Below are 17,040 nucleotides of genomic sequence, written 5' to 3'. Positions count from 1 at the left end.
GGGGAAGTTGCTGCCTCGAAGCGAGTCGAGGCAGCAACATCCCCGAAACTGTTCGGATCTTCGCGGCGGCGGCGGCGGTGGGCGGGTGGTTGTGGCTCAGCTTCAGCTGGCGACCGAGCGGAGGCCGCCGGGGCGGCGGCCCAGCAGGCGGTCCAGCGCCGTGGCGCTCTCCGCGTCGGCGGGCTGCTGCACCACAAGTCGCTGCTGGTCGTCGGGGAGTTCCAGCGTCTCGTACGACAGCCGCAGCGGCCCCACCGCCGGATGCCGCAGCCAGCCGACCCCGCTGGGCTGCACGGCGACCGGACGGCGTTGCCACCGGGACCGGAACGGCTCCCCGACGGTCCGGCCGAGCCGTTCGGCGAACGCGTCAGTGGCCGGGTCGCCCCCGCGCAGCCGGTGCAGGTCGGCTACCTGCTGGTCGGCGAGGTCGGCCCAGTCGGGGAAGTGCTCAGGCGCGCGTTCGTCGGCGAAGAGAAACCACACGAGGTTGGGCCGCTCGTCGTCGAGCAGCCCCAGCGGGCGGGCCAGCCGATCGAACGGCTCGTTCCAGGCCAGCACGTCGCCGAGCCGGTTGAGCAGGTACGCCGGCCGGTCCCGCAGCGCCTCCAGCAGCGTCCGGACCTGCGGGCGTACGGTCCGCGACACGACCGGCCGCCCACCCGCGCAGAGTTCCCGGCGGTGCTCGACGGACGCGAGTTGCTGAAGGTGCCGACGGTCGGCGTCGTCGAGCCGCAACGCCTCGGCCAGCGCGGCGAGGATGCCCGGCGACGGGTGGGTGTCCCGGCCCTGTTCGAGCCGGGTCAGGTACTCCACGCTGACCTGGGCCAAGATGGCCAACTCCGCACGCCGCAGGCCGGGCGTGCGCCGCCGGCCGTTCGTGGGCAACCCCACCTGCTCGGGCCGCAGCGCCTCCCGGCGGCTGCGAAGGAACGCGCCCAACTCGCCGTCCATCATCCATCCAGTCTGCCGCGACGGTCGCCCCCGAGCATGTCCCCGCCAGGGCTACCCTCACGCCGGCCTCCCCGCGCGCTGCCGGCGGCTGTGGAATCGGGTCATGAACAGCACGCATGAGAATCAGCAGATCACCGTGGGCCTGGTGGTGGGCAGCAGCCGCCCGGGACGACGCGGCCCGGCCGTGGCGGGATGGGTGGCCGAGACGATGGCCGGGCATCCGGCGGTCCGCGCGGGTGAAATGAGCGTCGAACTGATCGATCTGGCCGAGCAGGGGCTGCCGCTGCTGGACGAGCCGGTGCCGGCGCGGTTCGGCGACTACCGTCACGAGCACACCCGCCGCTGGTCGTCGGTGGTGGCGGCCTGCGACGCCTTCATCTTCGTCACCCCGGAGTACAACAACTCGGTCCCGGCGGTGCTGAAGAACGCCATCGACTACCTGGACGCCGAGTGGCGCGGCAAGCCGGCCGTAATGCTCAGTTACGGCGCTCGCGGGGGCGGGCAGGCGGCCGAGCACCTCCGGGTGATCCTGAGCGAGGTGGGCATGACCGTCGTGCCGGGCCACGTCGAGTTGCACCTCTTCACCGACTTCAAGTGGCCCGCCGAAAGCGCCACCGACCCGACCGCGCACGCCCGGATCGCGCCCGCGCCGGAACGTGCCGCCGAGCTGGCGCTCCTGGCGACCCACCTGGTGGACGCCTCCCGTGGTGCCGCCCCGGTGCCGGTGCGATGAGCGTGGACACCCTCCTGATCAGCTACCGGGTCCGGGCCGACCGAATCGACGAGCATCTGGCCCTGCTCGACGCGGTCCATCAGGAACTGGCCCGGGTCCGACCGCCGGGATTCCGCTACCTGACCCTGCGGCTCGACGACGGGCTCAGCTTCGTCGACGTCGTCATGGGCCCGGATCTGCCCCGACCGCTGCCGTCGCTGGAGTCGTTCAGCCGCTTCCGCGCCGAACTGGACGAGCGTTGCGAGCAGCGCAGCACTGCCGAGTTCACAGTGCGGGGGTCGTACGGCATGGGGGAGTAAGTTCGTCCGCTTTGTGCCGATCGAGGGAGAGCGGGCCGGTGGCTGACGTGCGGCGGGTGACGACCACCCGCCGCACGTCGGTAGGATTGTCGAGATTCGGCAGGGCCATCTGGCCGCCACTGCTTCCACCAGAGCTGACCGGCACCACCGTGTGCGCCGGTGCGGAGCGGGGCGCTCGGTGCGGTCGATGCAGACGGCGGGTAGCAACGGAGGTAACAGATGTCCGGCCACTCAAAGTGGGCGACGACCAAGCACAAGAAGGCGGTCATCGACGCCAAGCGCGGCAAGATGTTCGCCAAGCTGATCAAGAACGTGGAGGTCGCGGCGCGTACCGGTGGCGGTGATCCGGCCGGCAACCCGACGCTCTTCGACGCGATCCAGAAGGCCAAGAAGAACTCGGTCCCCAACGACAACATCGACCGGGCCGTCAAGCGCGGCTCCGGCCTGGAGGCCGGCGGCGCCGACTACCAGACGATCATGTATGAGGGGTACGGCCCGAACGGTGTCGCGCTGCTCATCGAGTGCCTGACCGACAACCGCAACCGCGCCGCCACCGAGGTACGCACCGCGCTGACCCGCAACGGTGGCTCGTTCGCCGACGCCGGCTCCGTGTCGTACATGTTCTCCCGCAAGGGCGTGGTGATCGTGCCCAAGGCCGGCACCACCGAGGACGACGTGATGATGGCCGTCCTCGACGCGGGCGCCGAGGAGGTCAACGACCTCGACGAGGCGTTCGAGGTGGTCTCCGAGCCGGGTGACCTGCTCGCCGTGCGGACCGCACTGCAGGACGCCGGCATCGAGTACGAGTCGGCCGAGTCCTCCCTGGTGCCAAGCGTCACCGTGCCGCTGGACGAGGAGGGCGCGCGCAAGATCTTCAAGCTGATCGACGTCCTGGAGGACAGCGACGACGTGCAGAACGTCTACGCCAACTTCGACGTCTCCGACGAGGTCATGGCCGCCGTCGGCTGACCCCGGGCAGTGGGCGGCGATCGCTGACAGCCTGAGCGTGCGCGGTGTGCCCGACAGGCCCACCGACGGCGACTAGACTGCCGTGGTGGCTAACAGGTCTGGGCAGATCGTCAGCGGCATCGGGACGTCGGCTGTGGCGGTGGGAGCAGTCGTGCTTCTGCTGAGCCTTGCCACCAAGGCGCTCGATCGGGAAGTCGTCTTCGCCGCCGCACTGCTCCTGCTCGGGGGCCTTCTGTTGCGAGCTGCACCCTGGGCGAACCGCGGCCGGGGTCAGGCTCCGAGCCATGCTGGATGACAGACCTCGGCGGCGAGATCATGGTCGCCGTCGGCTGCCCGACCGCCTAGATATACGCACCTCCCGGATATATTGTTGTCCGGGAGGTGTATCTCATGGCCAAGACTCTGCTGGATCTGGATGATGATCTGCTTGCGGAAGCGACAGCTGCTCTCGGCACCGCGACCAAGAAGGAAACGGTGACGGAGGCTCTGCGGCAGGCTGTGGAGTCCAGCCGCGAAAGGCGACAGCGGGCGCTGGCAGACCTTCAGCAGGTCGCCGACGAGGGCGGTTTCCACTTCGATCAACTTGACGAACTCGACAGGTGAAATATCTGGCCGACACGAGCGCCCTGGTCCGCATGGTTCGTCGCCAGGTCGAACCGCAATGGTCCGACCTGGCCGCCCGTGGACTGATCGCCATCTGCGACCCGGTGCTGGTCGAGACCCTGACGATCGCGGACGCCAAGGCGTACGACCGGGTCGAGCGCGGGCTCCGCGATGTGTATCCGTGGGTTCCGGTGCCAGATGACGCCTGGCAGGTCGTGCGAGCGGTACGGCAGGAACTCGCCAGCCAGAGCGCTCACCAGGGACTCTCCGTGGCGGATCATCTCGTGATCGCCACCGCCATTCGCCTGAAACTGGTGGTCCTTCACCATGACGCCGACTTCGAGACCGCAGCCCGGCTCGTGCCCCAACTGAGCCAAGAGCGGATCACCTGACCGCGACGGGCGATGAGGTTGCGGTCCGGTTCCTCGACGTCGGCGACGTGACCATGGGTGCGGTCGGCTGACCCAGCCACGAGCGGTCGCCGGCGTCGACCGCCGACGTGGGCTATGGCGACAAACTCCTCGCTGCCGGAGCACTCCTGGTGCTCAGTGGACTGTTGCTGCGTATAGAGGCCGCGATCTGGCGGTGTAGCGGGCCGGCGGCTGGCGGCGACTGAACGATCGGCGCTCACCGCATCTACTTCCTGGCGTACGGACAGCAGTTGCTAGAGATGTCTTTCTAAAGCATTCTCTACCGTATGGCTGACGAGACACCTCGGCGCGCGCTCAAGGTCACTGACCCGCGTGCCCTGCGGGCGTACGCCCATCCGCTCCGGATGCGTCTGATCGGGCTGCTGCGCGGCGAAGGGCCGATGACCGCGACGCAGGCGGCGGCCCGGCTCGACGACAACGTGCCGAACTGCTCGTTCCACCTGCGGCAACTCGCCAAGTACGGGTTCGCCGAACGGGTGCCCGGGGCGGACGCTCGGGAACGACCATGGCGGGCCACCACCCAGTACACGTCCTGGGACGACGACTCCGACGACCCGGCCATGCGGGAGGCCACGGACCAGATCAACAGCGTGATGGTCGGCATCTACCTGCAACGGGCGCAGGACTACCTCGCGATCCGCGCCGACGAACCCGCCGAGTGGCGGGCCGCCGCCGGCTTCGGCGACGCGCTGCTGCACGTCACCGCCACGGAGCTGCGCGAGGTCACCGAACAGATCGACGCGCTGCTGGCCCGGTACGACGAACGGCTCGCCGACCCGACGAAACGCCCGCCCGGGTCCCGCCCGGTCACGATCGTCCAGATGGCGCTACCGCGCGGCGTCGTACCCCCGCCAGCGACCGGGAGCGGAGACGGGTCGTGACCGGATCCCTCGTCCTGGCCGACCCGTCTCCGCCGCGCCGGCCGCGCATCCCACGGCTGCTGCGGCAGGCGGCCTTTCGCCGCTACTGGTCCGCGCAGACCGTCTCGCTCTTCGGCGACCAGATCACCGTGCTCGCCGTGCCGCTGCTGGCCGTGCTCGCCTTCAACGCCGGACCCGCCGAGATGGGCTACCTGACCGCCGCCGCGCTGCTGCCGAACCTGTTCTTCTCCATGCCGGCCGGCGCCTGGGTGGACCGGTACCCCCGCCGCCGCCAGGTGATGATCGTCGCCGACGTCGGTCGGGCGGGCCTGCTGCTGGCCGTGCCGTTGCTCTGGTGGGCGGACGTGCTGAACCTGCCGCTGCTCTGTGCCGTCACCTTCCTGATCGGCGTTTTCTCGATGTTCTTCGAGGTGGCGCACGTCAGCCTGTTCGCCAGCCTGGTCCGGCGACAGGAGTACGTGGACGCCAACAGTCTGGTCAACGGCAGCCGGGCCATGGCCGACGTGGCCGGCCCGAGAACTGACGCTCCGGGGCGCTCGCCTGTCGACCCCGTCCGGCGATATCAGGGGAAGAGTGACGTGGGCGGGAGGAATCTGCCCTCGGTGCTGTGCGAGTAGTCGCGGGACTCGGTGACCAGACCCTCGGCGTCGAAGCGGACAAGCGTGCAGCCGGAGATGGTGACCGGCTCGTCGTACGGGTAGGTGACCGCCCAGTACTCGATGGTGGCCGTGTCGCCGTCGATCCGTGGTTCGCCGAACCAGACCTCCGCCGGCCGGGTCTCCTCACCGAAACACGTCTCGACGTACGACCGGAGCCCGGCACGGCCCCGGTACGGGCGGAACATCGACGCCCAATGGTCGCCGTCCTCCGCCTGCCGGTCGACGATCCTCGCCACGTCCCTGGCGGGCCAGCCCTGCGCCCAGGCGTCCGCCCACCGTCGGGCGGCATCCCGTACGTCCATGATCGTGCTCCTCGTGTCTGGGGATGGTGGATGTCTACCGTCAGCCGGTGACATTCGCGGACGCCTCGTCCCGTTGAGCCGAGGGGCGGCCCAGCCCAGGAAGCGTTCGAACAACTCAGCTGGCGTCGGCGGCCGATGCCCGGCCAACCGCAGCAGATCCCCGGTGGCGTCGAACAACTGACCGGCCAGGTAGATCGAGAGGCCGACCCGGTCCGGGCCGTACTCGTGGCGCAGCAGCATCCGGGCGGTCGGGCACGGCCAGGCGGCGGTGCACGCCCCGCAGGACCAGTCGGGCCGTCGAGGCAGGTGCCGATGCACCCGAGGCAACCGACTCAGCGGCTGGCTGCCGCGCGAGAGATGGAGTTGGGACATACCCCATACGGTGACCCATAGGGTTGACCCGAGTCAAGGAGCTTGGGCAACTGTCTACCGTCCGCCTTATGGAGCTGGTGGGCGCGCATGAGATCCGGATCATGCTCGGTGGCATCAGCAAGCAGCGCGTCTATGTGATCACCAGCCATCGGAACTTCCCCGAGCCGGTAGCGGACCTGATGCAGGGCAAGGTGTGGCGGAAGGCGGATGTGGAGGCGTGGATCCGGACGCATCGGCCCGAGCTGGCGGGGGAGTGACCCGACCTCGGAGCCGGTAGCCGGAGGCGTCGTCCGTACCCTCGTCGGCTCCCGCCGGCCGTGGCACACGGGGCAGCCGCAACTGCCCACTATGGATATGCTCGCCGCTGATTTTCGAGCCGATCGAAACGGGGCGAACATGAGCAGTGTCGACAAGCGGCAGGACGTACCGGAGAAGGTGGCCAGCCTGGCGGCGGAACGCGGGTTGGGCACACTCATCGACAAGCGCAGCAGCGGCAACCCCATCAGCTCCGCCCTCAGGATCGTCGCTGTCGGCGCGGTGGCGATCCTGGTGTCGGTCGCCCTCTTCGCGCTCGCGTCCTCCTGGCGACCGCTCGTCTGGCTGGCGATCCCGCCACTGGCGCTCGGGATCTGCACTGTCGGCTGGTTCGTCGTCGTGTTGGTAAGGGGCTTCGAGGCCGGCTACCTCTACCCTGGCGGGATGGTGTACGTCCGCAACGGCAACGCCCGGGCCACCACCTGGGCCGAGGTGGCCGAGGTGGAGGTTCAGGTCTTCGGTGGTGGCACCCTCTTCCCCGGCAAGACCGCGGCGTACCTGGTGAAGCCGACCGGTCAGGCGCCGATGCGGGTCAACTCGACGGACGTCGGGCTCAAGGACGGCGAGCACGACCAGGTCGGCGCGCTGATTCTGCGGCTCGCCAGCGAGGCCGGGCGGCCGATCACCCAGCAGCTCGTCGGCAGGAAGTAGAGAGGCACCTGCGCCCGTGACCACGACTGGCCGGTTCGCACCTGGTGACCCGGTGGTGCGGCGGGAGATCGCGCTCGGCGAGGTGTGGTTCGGCTGCCCGACGATCTGCGTCGAGGATTCACCCGACCTGCTCGCGCTCTACCTGCCGTCCGGCGCCGAGTTCGGCTTTCCCGAGCGGGGCGAGTTCCCGTGCGGCCGGCACCCGTGGCAGGTCGCCGGGCACACCGCCTGGACCGGTCACGGCAAGCTGATGCTCCAGCGGCCCGGCGAGGCGCACTCGGTCGACGTGTTCTGGTCCGGCCCGGAGCGCGCCTTCGCCGGCTGGTACTTCAACCTCCAGGATCCGTTCCGGCGTACGCCGATCGGGGTGGACACCCTCGACCACGAGCTGGACCTGTGGTGGGCGGCGGACGCCGACAGGTACGTCTTCAAGGACGTGGAGATCTTCGCGCAGCGACTGGTGGAGGGGCGCTACCCGGGTCAGGGTGCGGCGATCCGCGCCGAGGGCGACCGGATCGCCGCCCTGCTCGACGCCGGTGAGCGCTGGTGGGACGAGTCCTGGAAGACCTGGCAACCAGACCCGACCTGGCCCGTCCCCCGCCTCCCCGCCAACTGGGCGTCCTAGCCGAGCGTTTCGCGTTCGCGCCAGGCGGTGCGGATCGAGGTGCGGCCGTTGGTGCGCAGCAGGGAGCCCTCGTACACCCGGGCCCCGGCGAGCAGGAACCCCGCCGCCGTGATCAGGAGCAGGGCCAGTGAGACGACAAGTTCCCAGCCGGCGGCGTCGCCGTTGAACAGCCGCAGCGGCATCGCCGTCGGCGAGGAGAACGGCAGGTAGGACAGCACCCGCATGGCTGTGACGTTGTCGTTGAGGAAGATCACCGCGAAGAAGGGCAGCATCACCGCGAGCTGTACCGGCATCGACACGCCACCGATGTCCTCCAGCCGGTTGACGAGCGCGCCGGCCGCCGCCCACATCGACGCGATAAGCACGAAGCCGAGCAGGAAGAACGGCACGAACCAGCCGATCGCCGGCCCGAGCAGCGACAGCAACGCGCCATTGTCCCCGAACGCCATGCCGGCCACCGCGACCACTGCCACCAAGGCGATCTGCCCGAGCGCGAGGATCGTACCGGCGAGCATCTTCCCCGCCAGCAGGGCACGGACCGGCACCGCGGCGACGAGGATCTCCACGATCCGGGTCTGCTTCTCCTCGATGATGCTCTGCGCGATCTGCACCCCGAAGGTCTGCGAGGTGAGGAAGAAGATGAAGGCGAACGCGAACGGCACCAGGAAGGCCACCACCGGGTCCACCGCGTCCGGGTTCAGCAGCCGGACCGGTGGTTCGGTGCTCAGCGCGGAGACGACGTCGCCCGGGGCGTCGTTCATGGCGAGCACGGCCGGGCCGGTAACGACCGCGGCGTCCGCGTCGCCGTCGCGCACCGCCTGCTCGGCAGCGGCGTCGTCGGGTACGGCGAGCACCTCCAGCCCCGCCGCCCGCAACGGGCCGGCCGCCGCCTCGGTGACGGCCACCGTGGACGGCCCGCCGGACAGCAGCGGCGGCAGGATCGTCGCCGCCGCCGCGATCAGCAGGAAGACGACGGTGCTGATCAGGAAGGTACGGTCGCGCAGTTTGACCCGGATCTCCCGGGCGGCGACCAGGCGGGTGGCCTGCATGGCGTTCACTTGGCGACCTCTCGGAAGATCTCGGCGAGGGTGGGGGTGACCGGGCGGAACGCGCGGACCGGGCCGCGTTCCAGCGCCGCGCGCAGCACCTGTTGTTCGTCGGCGTCGGTGGCCAGGTCGAACACGGCCCGCGCGCCGTCGAGGTCCACCAGGCTCACCCCGGGCTGGTCGCGCAGCCAGCCGGCGTCGGTCTCCACCACCAGCTCATACCGGGCCGTGGTGTACGCCGAGCGCAACTGCTCCCGGCTGCCGGCGGCGCGGATCGAGCCGTCCGCGATGATCACCAGGTCGTCGCAGAGCCGTTCGACCACGTCCAGTTGGTGGCTGGAAAAGAGGACCGGGGCCCCGGCGGCGGCCCGCTCCCGCAGGACGCCGACGACCGTGTCCACGGCCAGCGGATCCAGACCGGAGAAGGGCTCGTCGAGCACCAGCACCTCGGGGTCGTGCACAAGTGCGGCGGCGATCTGGGCCCGTTGCTGGTTGCCCAGGGACAGCGTGTCCAGCAGGTCGTTGCCCCGCTCGGCGAGACCTACCCGCTCCAGCAGCTCGTCGGTGGCCCGGCGAGCTGCCTCGGCGGTCAGCCCGTGCAACTGGCCCAGGTAGGTCACCTGCTCCCGGACACTCATCTTCGGGTACAGGCCGCGTTCCTCCGGCATGTACCCGAAGCGGCGGCGTACCTCCCGGCTCAGCGGCTCACCCTGCCAGGTCACCTGGCCGGCGTCGGCGGCGAGGACACCCAGGATGATCCGCATGGTGGTCGTCTTGCCGGCACCGTTGCCGCCGACGAAGCCGGTCATCCGGCCGGCGACGACGTCGAAGGACACGTTCCGGAGTACCTGACGGTCGCCGAAGCTGCGGTCGACGCCGTCGAGACGGAGCACGTTTGTCACGACGTAGACGTTAGATTGTCGATCATGGTTCGCCGTCCGCCTGGGGGCGGAGATCCGGGCTCCACCTCGCGGGGGAGACGCTCACCCGCCGGGCCGGACCACCCCGTGCTCGTACGCGAAGACCACTGCCTGTACCCGGTCACGCAGGCCCAGCTTGGCCAGTACCCGGCTGACGTGTGACTTCACGGTCGCCTCGCCCAGGTAGAGGCTGGCGGCGATCTCGGCGTTGCTGGCACCCCCGGCGACGAGCACCAGGACCTCGCGTTCCCGGGGTGTGAGGCTGCCCAGCGCCGCCTGCGACGCCCCGTCACCACCGGGTTGGTTGCCCGGGCGGGCGAAGGTGGCGATCACCCGTCGGGTGAGTTCCGGCGCGAGCAGGCCGTCGCCTCGGGCCACCACCCGGATCGCCTCGACAAGCGCCTCCGGTGTGCCGTTCTTGAGCAGGAATCCGCTCGCCCCGGCGCGCAGCGCGGCGAACAGGTAGTCGTCGCGGTCGAACGTGGTGAGCATCAGCACGGCCGGCCCACCCGGCTCGTCGTCGGCGCTGATCTGCCGGGTCGCCTCCAGCCCGTCCATACCGGGCATCTCCACGTCCATCAGGACCACGTCCGGACGCAGCGCCCGGGTCATGCCGACGGCCCGTTCCCCGTCGGCGGCCTCCCCGACCACCTCGATGTCGTCCTCGATCTCCAGGATGACCCGGAAGCCGGTACGCACGAGGTGGTGATCGTCGACGAGGAGCACCCGGATCGGGTTCACGCCGGACTGCCCGCGCGGAGCGGGAAGCGGACCCGGACCCGCCAACCACCGCCGGTACGCGGCCCCACCTCCAACTCACCTCCGTGGGTAGCGACCCGTTCCCGCATCCCGATCAGGCCCAGCCCGTCGGCGTTCGCCGAGCGGGTGGCCCGGCCGTCGTCGGTCACCTCGACCTCCATCTCGTGTGCCAGATAACGGACCCGGACGTCGAGCAGGCTCGCCCCGGTGGCGTGCTTCAACACGTTCGTCACCGCCTCCTGCACCACCCGGTACGCGGCCTGGGAGACCGACTCCGGCAGCGGTTGCGGATCGCCGTACACCCCCAGGGTGGCGCGTAGCCCGGCCTCACCGGCCCGGTCCACCACCGCGGCGATCTGGTCGACCCCGGCCGGCTGCCGGGTGTCGTCCGGGTCGCCGTCACTGGCGCGCAGCACACCGAGCATCCGGCGCAACTCGTCGACCGCCTGGCGGGCGGTCTCCTCGATGGAGGTGAGCGCGGTACGCGCCTTCGCCGGATCCTTGTCGAAGACCCGACGACACGCCGCCGCCTGCACCCCCATCACCGACACGTGGTGGGCGACCACGTCGTGCAGCTCACGGGCGATCCGGACCCGCTCGCCGACCACTGCGTGCTCGCGTACCTCGGCCTGCGACCGGCGCAGCCGTTCCGCCTGCTCGGCCACCTGGTGCTGGCGGCGGGCCGCCACCCAGGCGGTCTCGCCGAAGAAGTACGCGAACCCGAAGTACAGCGCGTTGACCAGGATGCCGGTGACGATCGCGGCGAGCACCGGCGGCACCGGGCCGACGGCGTCGTCGAAGGTCTCCGCGGTGAGCGCCTGGAAGCTGATCGCGTAGGAGGTCCCCAGCCAGGCGAACATCGCGACGATCACGCCGATCCGCAGGCGCCGGGACAGCCGACGGTCCCGACCCCAGGCACCGAGCGTGTAGATGGCGATGAACAACGCCCAGGCGGACAGTTGCCACTCGGGGACGGAGCGCGCCTGCGATCCGATGAAGGCGGCCGAGACGGCCAGGGTGGTCAGGGCGGGCCAGCGGCGTCGCCAGATCAACGGCAGCGGCACCGCGACGGTCCAGAAGAGCTGTTCGATGCCGGATGGCGGCGGCCCCATCACGAACGCTCCGGTGCTGCGGGCCAACGTCAGGCTGAGCAGGGCGAGAGCCGTCGCGGCCAGCCCGGCGTACAGATCGAGCCGCCGCTGCTCCGGCGTCGGCCCCGGCCGCCGCCACTCGTCCCTGGTCTCGCCCCGCCGCCACGCGTCGGTGGACTCGGCAGGCTGCCGCCACTCCTCAGCGGTCTCGGTGCTCACCCTCGGCAGCATGCCATCCCCGCGCCGCCCGCCCGTCGTGTCGGGTGAGCCCGGGTGGTCGGTCTGCTCACCGCCGGCCGTCCCCGCCGCCGTGCCGCGACCTCACGGACAGTGCTGCCCGGCCTCCCCCAACCATCTACCCGCGCTCCCTTTGCTCTGCTTCAATGGACGCAACACTCACGGAAAGTATCAGCGGATGTGGCATGTGTGGCCGAGGGCGGACGCAGCCTGCCTGCTCAAGCGCTAGTGCGTGGGTTGAAGCAGAGCAAAGGGAGCGCAGTGGAGTGGGGGTAGGTCCCGCTGTTGTTGCGCACAGTGAAAACCACGCTCCGTGTTGGTTTCTGGTGGCACCTACCTTGGGCAGAGCACAGCGGAGCGCCAGCGGGCCGCGCCCGCGAGGGGACGTCCGGGCCCGAGGCAGCTGAGGTGGGCCGAGGAGATCGCGCGGGGGCTGTCAGTCGGTGACGGCGCCGGCCATCGGCGGCAGCGGACAGTGCAGCAGACCGCAGATCGTCCGCAGCAACTCGATCTCGGGCACGGTCATCATCCCGTCGTGGCTGATCACCGCGACGGTGGCCGCCACCAGCCGTTCCTTGTCGGCCGGACGTAACCCGTCGAGCACCGGCCAGGCGGTCTCCAGCGCGAGCACACCGTTCTCCGGCGGCGCGTACGGCAGGTTCGTGCCGGGCAGCAGCGTGCCGATGCCGGCCTGGAAGGCCCGTTCCGCCTCGGGCCGGTCAGGGTGCCCGACCTGCGCGAGGATGGCCAGCAGGGCGGCTGCCGCAGACCGCGCATCGGTGAGTTTGCGCCGGTCGGTACGCCACCGGCTGTCCGGCCGCAGCGACTCCTCCAGCTCGGCCAGCAACAGCCGGGACAGGCAGTACTCGGTCACGTTTATCGCGCCGTCGGCGTTGATCAACGTGAAGACGGCCGCCAGCAGTGACTCCAGTTCGGCGTCCGGACGTTCGCGCAGCGCCGGGAAGGCCAGCTCGGCCAGCGGCAAGCGCAGCTCGGCGGGGAGTTCGACCAGGTCGTCTGCCGCGCGCCGGGCGTCGTCGGCCAGCTCCGGGCCGTGCCGCTGGGCCACCGCGAGGTACTGGTGCTGCCGGACCTCCGGTTCGGCGCTGAGCAGCAGGCCGAGCAGCAGCGGTACGGCCGCCGCCCGATCGCGGGCTCGTTCGAGCAGCGGATCCGGGATGCGGTCGAGGATCGCCGCGGCGTGGGCGTAGGCGTTCTCGGTGGGCGCGGCCACCCGCCCCAGCACCTCGTCCGGCGCGACGGTTATCCGGCCGCCGTGCCCGGACAGCCCCGGTCCGTCTGACCCGCCCGGTCCGCCCGGTCCGCCCGGTCCGCCCGGTCCGCCCGGTCCGGCGGGGCCGGTCGGGGCAAGGCCGAGGGCGACGTCCTCCTGACGGCCCGAGGGCGGTGCCGCCGCCCACTGCCGCGACAGGTGTTGCAGCTCGGCCGGGTCGAACGACGGTTCCAGTGCCTTGATCCGGTCGACCAGCGGGGGGTGGGTGGCGAACCAGGACGTCCGGGCCGCCTCGCCGAAGAGCATGTGCCCCACCTCGTCGCGCTTGGGCGACGTCAGCTCGGACCCGTCGGCCAGGCCGCCGATCTTCTTCAGCGCTCCGGCGATGCCCCGGGTCTGGCGGGTGTACTGCACCGCCGAGGCGTCGGCGAGGTACTCCCGTTGCCGGGACACCGACGCCTGAATGAGTCGACCGGCGAGGACGCCGACGTAGCCGGCCACCAGCAGCGCCAGGCCCACAAGCGCCAGCGGGGCGGCGCTGCCGCCGCTGTTGTTGCCGCGTGACCGGCCGCCGCCGATGACCCCGGCGCGGGCCAGCCCACGGCCGATCACGGTCAGGAAGAGGATGCCGAACAGCAGGCCCATCAGCCGGATGTTCAGCCGCATGTCGCCGTTGACAACGTGACTGAACTCGTGGGCGATGACCCCCTGGAGTTCGTCGCGGTTGAGCCGCTGCAACGCTCCCCGGGTGACGGCGACGGCGGCGTCGGACGGGGTCCACCCGGCGGCGAAGGCGTTGATCGCCGTCTCCTCCGGCAGGACGAAGACCTCGGGGACGGGTACGCCGGAGGCCAGCGCCATCTCCTCGACGACGTTGCGCAGCCGGCGCAGCTCCGGGTCGGTGGTGTTCGCCGGCACCGGCACCCCGCCCAACTCGCGGGCCACCTTCCCGCCGCCGCCGCGCAGCGCGAGCGTACGCACCAGGGCGGCCAGACCGATGGCCGCGACGGTGGCGACGGTGACCATGGCGACGAAGCCGGCGAGCTGGCCGGGGTCGGCGGTGGTGGCGTTGAAGGCGAACAACGCCGCGAGGTTCACCACCACCACGATGCCGACCACGGCCAGCACGAACAGCAGTACCAGCCGGGTCGACAGCCGACGTACCTGGCGCTGCCGTTCGAAGAAGTTCATCGGAACCCGATCAGAACGAGACCTGCGGGGCCTGGCGCTGCTGCGGGTCGTCCGGCTGGAACAGCGCCGCCGGCCCGAACGAGAACATTCCCGCCACCACGCTGGAGGGGAACACCTCGCGCTTGTTGTTGTAGGTCATCACCGCGTCGTTGTACGCCTGCCGGGCGAAGGCGACCCGGTTCTCCGTCGAGGTCAGTTCCTCCGACAGCTGCATCATGTTCTGGTTGGCCTTGAGGTCCGGGTACGCCTCGGAGAGCGCGAACAGCCGACCCAGGCTGGCGGTGAGCATGTTCTCCGCGCCGCTGAGCTGCTGCATCGCCGCCGGGTCGCCGGGAGTGGCGGCGGCGGTGGCCTGCGCGTTGACCGCGGCGTTGCGAGCGTTGATCACCGCCTCCAGCGTCTCCCGCTCGTGCTTGAGGTAGCCCTTCGCGGTCTCGACCAGGTTGGGGATGAGGTCGTGCCGCCGGACGAGCTGCACGTCGATCTGGGCGAAAGCGTTGCGGTACGCGTTGCGGGCCCGGACCAGCCCGTTGTAGATCGAGGCGCCGAAGCCGACCACCGCCACGACGATCAACACCAGGCACACCAGTCCGATGATCAGTTCCATGGCCGCTCCCTCGGTGTGTGTCGGCACTTCCGCTGATCATCGTACGTTCGTTGGTCCAGGCCCGCTCCTGCTCACCGTGCGGATCGACGCGCCTTGACCACGCTTTCCGCGATGTCCCAGAGGGTGATGGCGACGATCACCACGACGCTGATCCGGGCCACCGTGTCGAGTCCGCCGTCCCGCAACCAGGCGAAGCGGGCGACGAACTCCGGGTTGAGCAGCCGGTCGTTGAGCAGCAGCCAGATCGTCGGGACCGCGAACGCCAGGCTCAGTACGGCGTTGACGGCGACAAGCGGCCAGGTCCACCGACGGGCACGGTACTTGGCGATCTCCATGACGATGCTGGCGAGCAGGACGACGAGCAGCAGCGGCAGCCAGAACGTCCACAGCGCCGGGTCGAGGATCGGCAGGCGATCGCCGTCGGGGCCGACCACGGACTGGACGTGCTGCCACGGTAGGAAGGCGATGAACAGCCCGAGGAACACGATCGAGGCGCACACGTCGGTGAGGGTGACGTCCCGTTCGGTGGGGTGCTCGGGAAGCTGGTCGACGGTCCATTCGGGCAGGTTCAGCGGGGTGCCGAGCCGTTCCATCACCGCGAAGACGAGGGTCACCCAGAAGGCGATCTGCACCGCCACGTTGAACGCCGTGACGATGCCTTCACCGATGGCGCCTGCGGCGTTGTCGGCGACGGTGGCCTGGAGTACGCCCATCAGCACCCCGACGATTGCGGGAATGGTGCTGAGCAGCACGATCAGCAGCCGCTGCCAGGCCAGGTAGTACTCGGGGCCGATGAGCTGGAGACGACGGTCGGTGTATCGGGCGGCCAGTTGTGCCGGGTTGCCCAGTTCGGTGAGGACCGCGCGCTCGGCGGTGGCGGGGTCGACGCCCTCGGCGGTCCGGCCGTCGACCATGTCGGCGATGGAGGCGCGCAGTTCCGTGGCGATCTCCTCGCGCCGCCCGGTCGGCACCGAGCGCAGGGTGGCAGCCAGGTAGCGGTCGGTCAGGGAGGTCATCGGGGTGCTCCTTCGATGAGGGTGGTGAGGGAGGTCTGTACGGCGGCGAGGTCATCGAGCAGTCGCCGCAGCACCTGCTCGCCGGATTCGCTGGTGCGGTAGAACTTGCGCGGTCGGCTCTCCTCGGTGTTCCACTCACTGGTGAGGAGACCCTGCTCCTCCAGTCGCCGCAGGAGGGGATAGAGGGTGTTCGCGTCGACCGGGAAGCCGTGCCCGGTGAGTCGTTGCAGCAGCGCGTAGCCGTAGTCGGGTCGGCGCAGCGCGACCAGACTCGCCACCACCACCGTGCCCCGGCGTAGCTCCTGTAGGTGGGTCCGTAGGACGTCATCGCTGACCATGTGTCACACCATACTGTGTGGCACACACTGTTGTCCACCGCGCAATGATGTCGGACGGCCGACATCGTGTCAGCCGACGCGCGAAGCATCACAATCTAAAACTTTGCAGAGACTGCACGTTTGACCCTAGGGTTCTGCCGTGACCCCCGACGACCCGACCCGGCTGGGCCGACGCGACCGCAAGAAGCGCCAGACCCGCGCCGCCCTCGCCGCCGCGGCGCTGCGCCTGGTCGCCGAACGTGGACTCGACCAGGTGACCGTCGAGGAGATCAGCGAGGCGGCCGACGTCTCCTCCCGGACCTTCTTCAACTACTTCCCGTCCAAGGACGACGCCCTGGTCGGCGACACCGACGCCGACCGGGACACCGTGCTGCGGGCCCTCGCCGCCGTGCCTGCCGAGCAGCCCGCGCTGGAGGCGCTGCGACGCGCCTTCGCCGAGGTGGTCACCGAGGTGCAGGGTGATGCCGAACTGTCGCTGCTGCGGATGCGGGTGGTGACGCAATACCCCGTGCTGCTGGCCCGCCTGATCTCCGGTAACGCGGTCACCGAACGGGCGCTTGTCGAGGCGACAGCCGTCCGGACCGGGCTGCCTCCCGAGCACGGGTACCCCGCTCTCGTCGTGGCGGTCGCCGGAGCCGCCCTGCGTACCGCCCTGATCCGGTGGGCGACCGGCGGCGGCGCCGGCTCCCTGACCGCGCTGCTCGACGAGGCGTTCACCGCCGTCGCCGCCGGCCTGCCCGACCCCCGCACTCCCTGACCGGCCACGCGGGCCGCCCCCGACCACCCCTTCCATCCGCCGGCGTGACCGCG

General features: G+C 70.4%; 20 protein-coding genes and 1 pseudogene. 11 read left to right on the top strand and 10 right to left on the bottom strand.

The window, feature by feature from the left end; all coding sequences use genetic code 11:
* Window positions 1-102: 102 nt before the first annotated feature.
* Window positions 103-954 carry a helix-turn-helix transcriptional regulator gene (locus Van01_RS17490; RefSeq protein WP_204008304.1) on the bottom strand — a complete coding sequence of 284 codons (852 nt, stop codon included), beginning with the start codon at window positions 952-954 and terminating at the stop codon, window positions 103-105.
* Between the two features lie 100 nt (window positions 955-1,054).
* On the opposite strand from Van01_RS17490, the gene Van01_RS17485 reads away from it, so the two are divergent.
* The 7 genes and pseudogenes from Van01_RS17485 to Van01_RS17455 all read left to right on the top strand — a co-directional run.
* A complete protein-coding gene (locus tag Van01_RS17485; RefSeq protein ID WP_204008302.1) occupies window positions 1,055-1,684 on the top strand; it encodes an NADPH-dependent FMN reductase in 630 nt (209 codons plus the stop codon).
* On the top strand, window positions 1,681-1,983 hold the full coding sequence (locus Van01_RS17480) for a hypothetical protein (protein ID WP_204008299.1): 303 nt from the start codon (window positions 1,681-1,683) through the stop codon (window positions 1,981-1,983). Before Van01_RS17485 ends, Van01_RS17480 begins: the two co-directional genes overlap by 4 nt.
* 219 nt (window positions 1,984-2,202) lie before the next feature.
* Window positions 2,203-2,952 carry a YebC/PmpR family DNA-binding transcriptional regulator gene (locus Van01_RS17475; RefSeq protein WP_204008297.1) on the top strand — a complete coding sequence of 250 codons (750 nt, stop codon included), beginning with the start codon at window positions 2,203-2,205 and terminating at the stop codon, window positions 2,950-2,952.
* Window positions 2,953-3,342: 390 nt separating this feature from the next.
* Window positions 3,343-3,555: a type II toxin-antitoxin system VapB family antitoxin gene (locus tag Van01_RS17470; protein ID WP_204008295.1), complete on the top strand. Its 213-nt coding sequence runs from the start codon at window positions 3,343-3,345 to the stop codon at window positions 3,553-3,555.
* Entirely contained in the window at window positions 3,552-3,947 is a 396-nt protein-coding gene (locus tag Van01_RS17465) for a PIN domain-containing protein (protein ID WP_204008293.1), read from the top strand. Before Van01_RS17470 ends, Van01_RS17465 begins: the two co-directional genes overlap by 4 nt.
* Window positions 3,948-4,252: 305 nt before the next feature.
* Window positions 4,253-4,867: a winged helix-turn-helix domain-containing protein gene (locus Van01_RS17460; protein WP_204008284.1), complete on the top strand. Its 615-nt coding sequence runs from the start codon at window positions 4,253-4,255 to the stop codon at window positions 4,865-4,867.
* Window positions 4,864-5,382, top strand: a pseudogene (locus Van01_RS17455) (MFS transporter); the annotation flags it as partial. The gene Van01_RS17460 and the pseudogene Van01_RS17455, both read left to right, overlap by 4 nt.
* Window positions 5,383-5,429: 47 nt before the next feature.
* Here Van01_RS17455 and Van01_RS17450 read toward each other — a convergent pair.
* Entirely contained in the window at window positions 5,430-6,200 is a 771-nt protein-coding gene (locus Van01_RS17450; RefSeq protein ID WP_204008282.1) for a nuclear transport factor 2 family protein, read from the bottom strand.
* Window positions 6,201-6,268: 68 nt separating this feature from the next.
* Here Van01_RS17450 and Van01_RS17445 point away from each other — a divergent pair, with 68 nt between their 5' ends.
* The 3 genes from Van01_RS17445 to Van01_RS17435 all read left to right on the top strand — a co-directional run bounded on the left by Van01_RS17445 (window position 6,269) and on the right by Van01_RS17435 (window position 7,791).
* Window positions 6,269-6,457: a hypothetical protein gene (locus tag Van01_RS17445; RefSeq protein ID WP_204008280.1), complete on the top strand. Its 189-nt coding sequence runs from the start codon at window positions 6,269-6,271 to the stop codon at window positions 6,455-6,457.
* 139 nt (window positions 6,458-6,596) lie between these two features.
* Window positions 6,597-7,166: a hypothetical protein gene (locus tag Van01_RS17440; protein WP_204008278.1), complete on the top strand. Its 570-nt coding sequence runs from the start codon at window positions 6,597-6,599 to the stop codon at window positions 7,164-7,166.
* A 16-nt stretch (window positions 7,167-7,182) separates the two neighbouring features.
* On the top strand, window positions 7,183-7,791 hold the full coding sequence (locus tag Van01_RS17435; RefSeq protein ID WP_204008276.1) for a ribonuclease FAU-1 family protein: 609 nt from the start codon (window positions 7,183-7,185) through the stop codon (window positions 7,789-7,791).
* Here the strand turns inward: Van01_RS17435 and Van01_RS17430 are convergent.
* The 8 genes from Van01_RS17430 to Van01_RS17395 form a co-directional block, all read right to left on the bottom strand.
* The gene (locus Van01_RS17430; protein ID WP_204008274.1) at window positions 7,788-8,849 is read right to left on the bottom strand and encodes an ABC transporter permease; all 1,062 of its coding nucleotides are present in this window, start codon (window positions 8,847-8,849) and stop codon (window positions 7,788-7,790) included. The genes Van01_RS17435 and Van01_RS17430 overlap by 4 nt on opposite strands.
* Window positions 8,846-9,739, bottom strand: coding sequence for an ABC transporter ATP-binding protein (locus Van01_RS17425; protein WP_204008272.1), 894 nt, complete (start codon window positions 9,737-9,739; stop codon window positions 8,846-8,848). Before Van01_RS17425 ends, Van01_RS17430 begins: the two co-directional genes overlap by 4 nt.
* Window positions 9,740-9,820: 81 nt before the next feature.
* Window positions 9,821-10,498, bottom strand: coding sequence for a response regulator (locus tag Van01_RS17420; protein WP_204008270.1), 678 nt, complete (start codon window positions 10,496-10,498; stop codon window positions 9,821-9,823).
* A complete protein-coding gene (locus Van01_RS17415) occupies window positions 10,495-11,826 on the bottom strand; it encodes a sensor histidine kinase (RefSeq protein ID WP_444543475.1) in 1,332 nt (443 codons plus the stop codon). Before Van01_RS17415 ends, Van01_RS17420 begins: the two co-directional genes overlap by 4 nt.
* A gap of 454 nt (window positions 11,827-12,280) precedes the next feature.
* Window positions 12,281-14,269 (bottom strand): M48 family metallopeptidase, encoded by a 1,989-nt coding sequence (locus tag Van01_RS17410; protein WP_204008266.1) that lies wholly within the window; start codon window positions 14,267-14,269, stop codon window positions 12,281-12,283.
* Between the two features lie 10 nt (window positions 14,270-14,279).
* A complete protein-coding gene (locus tag Van01_RS17405; RefSeq protein ID WP_204008264.1) occupies window positions 14,280-14,876 on the bottom strand; it encodes a LemA family protein in 597 nt (198 codons plus the stop codon).
* A gap of 71 nt (window positions 14,877-14,947) precedes the next feature.
* On the bottom strand, window positions 14,948-15,892 hold the full coding sequence (locus tag Van01_RS17400; RefSeq protein ID WP_204008262.1) for a permease prefix domain 1-containing protein: 945 nt from the start codon (window positions 15,890-15,892) through the stop codon (window positions 14,948-14,950).
* Window positions 15,889-16,230, bottom strand: a complete 342-nt coding sequence (locus Van01_RS17395; protein ID WP_204008260.1) for a PadR family transcriptional regulator — start codon at window positions 16,228-16,230, stop codon at window positions 15,889-15,891. Before Van01_RS17395 ends, Van01_RS17400 begins: the two co-directional genes overlap by 4 nt.
* Window positions 16,231-16,369: 139 nt before the next feature.
* Here Van01_RS17395 and Van01_RS17390 point away from each other — a divergent pair, with 139 nt between their 5' ends.
* Window positions 16,370-16,987: an acyl-CoA-like ligand-binding transcription factor gene (locus tag Van01_RS17390; RefSeq protein ID WP_204008257.1), complete on the top strand. Its 618-nt coding sequence runs from the start codon at window positions 16,370-16,372 to the stop codon at window positions 16,985-16,987.
* Window positions 16,988-17,040 lie beyond the last annotated feature (53 nt).

Source organism: Micromonospora andamanensis, from assembly GCF_016863495.1.
Classification (GTDB): domain Bacteria; phylum Actinomycetota; class Actinomycetes; order Mycobacteriales; family Micromonosporaceae; genus Micromonospora; species Micromonospora andamanensis.
The sequence above is the reverse complement of the archived record's forward strand: the minus strand, read 5'-3'. Positions and strand labels throughout refer to the sequence as shown.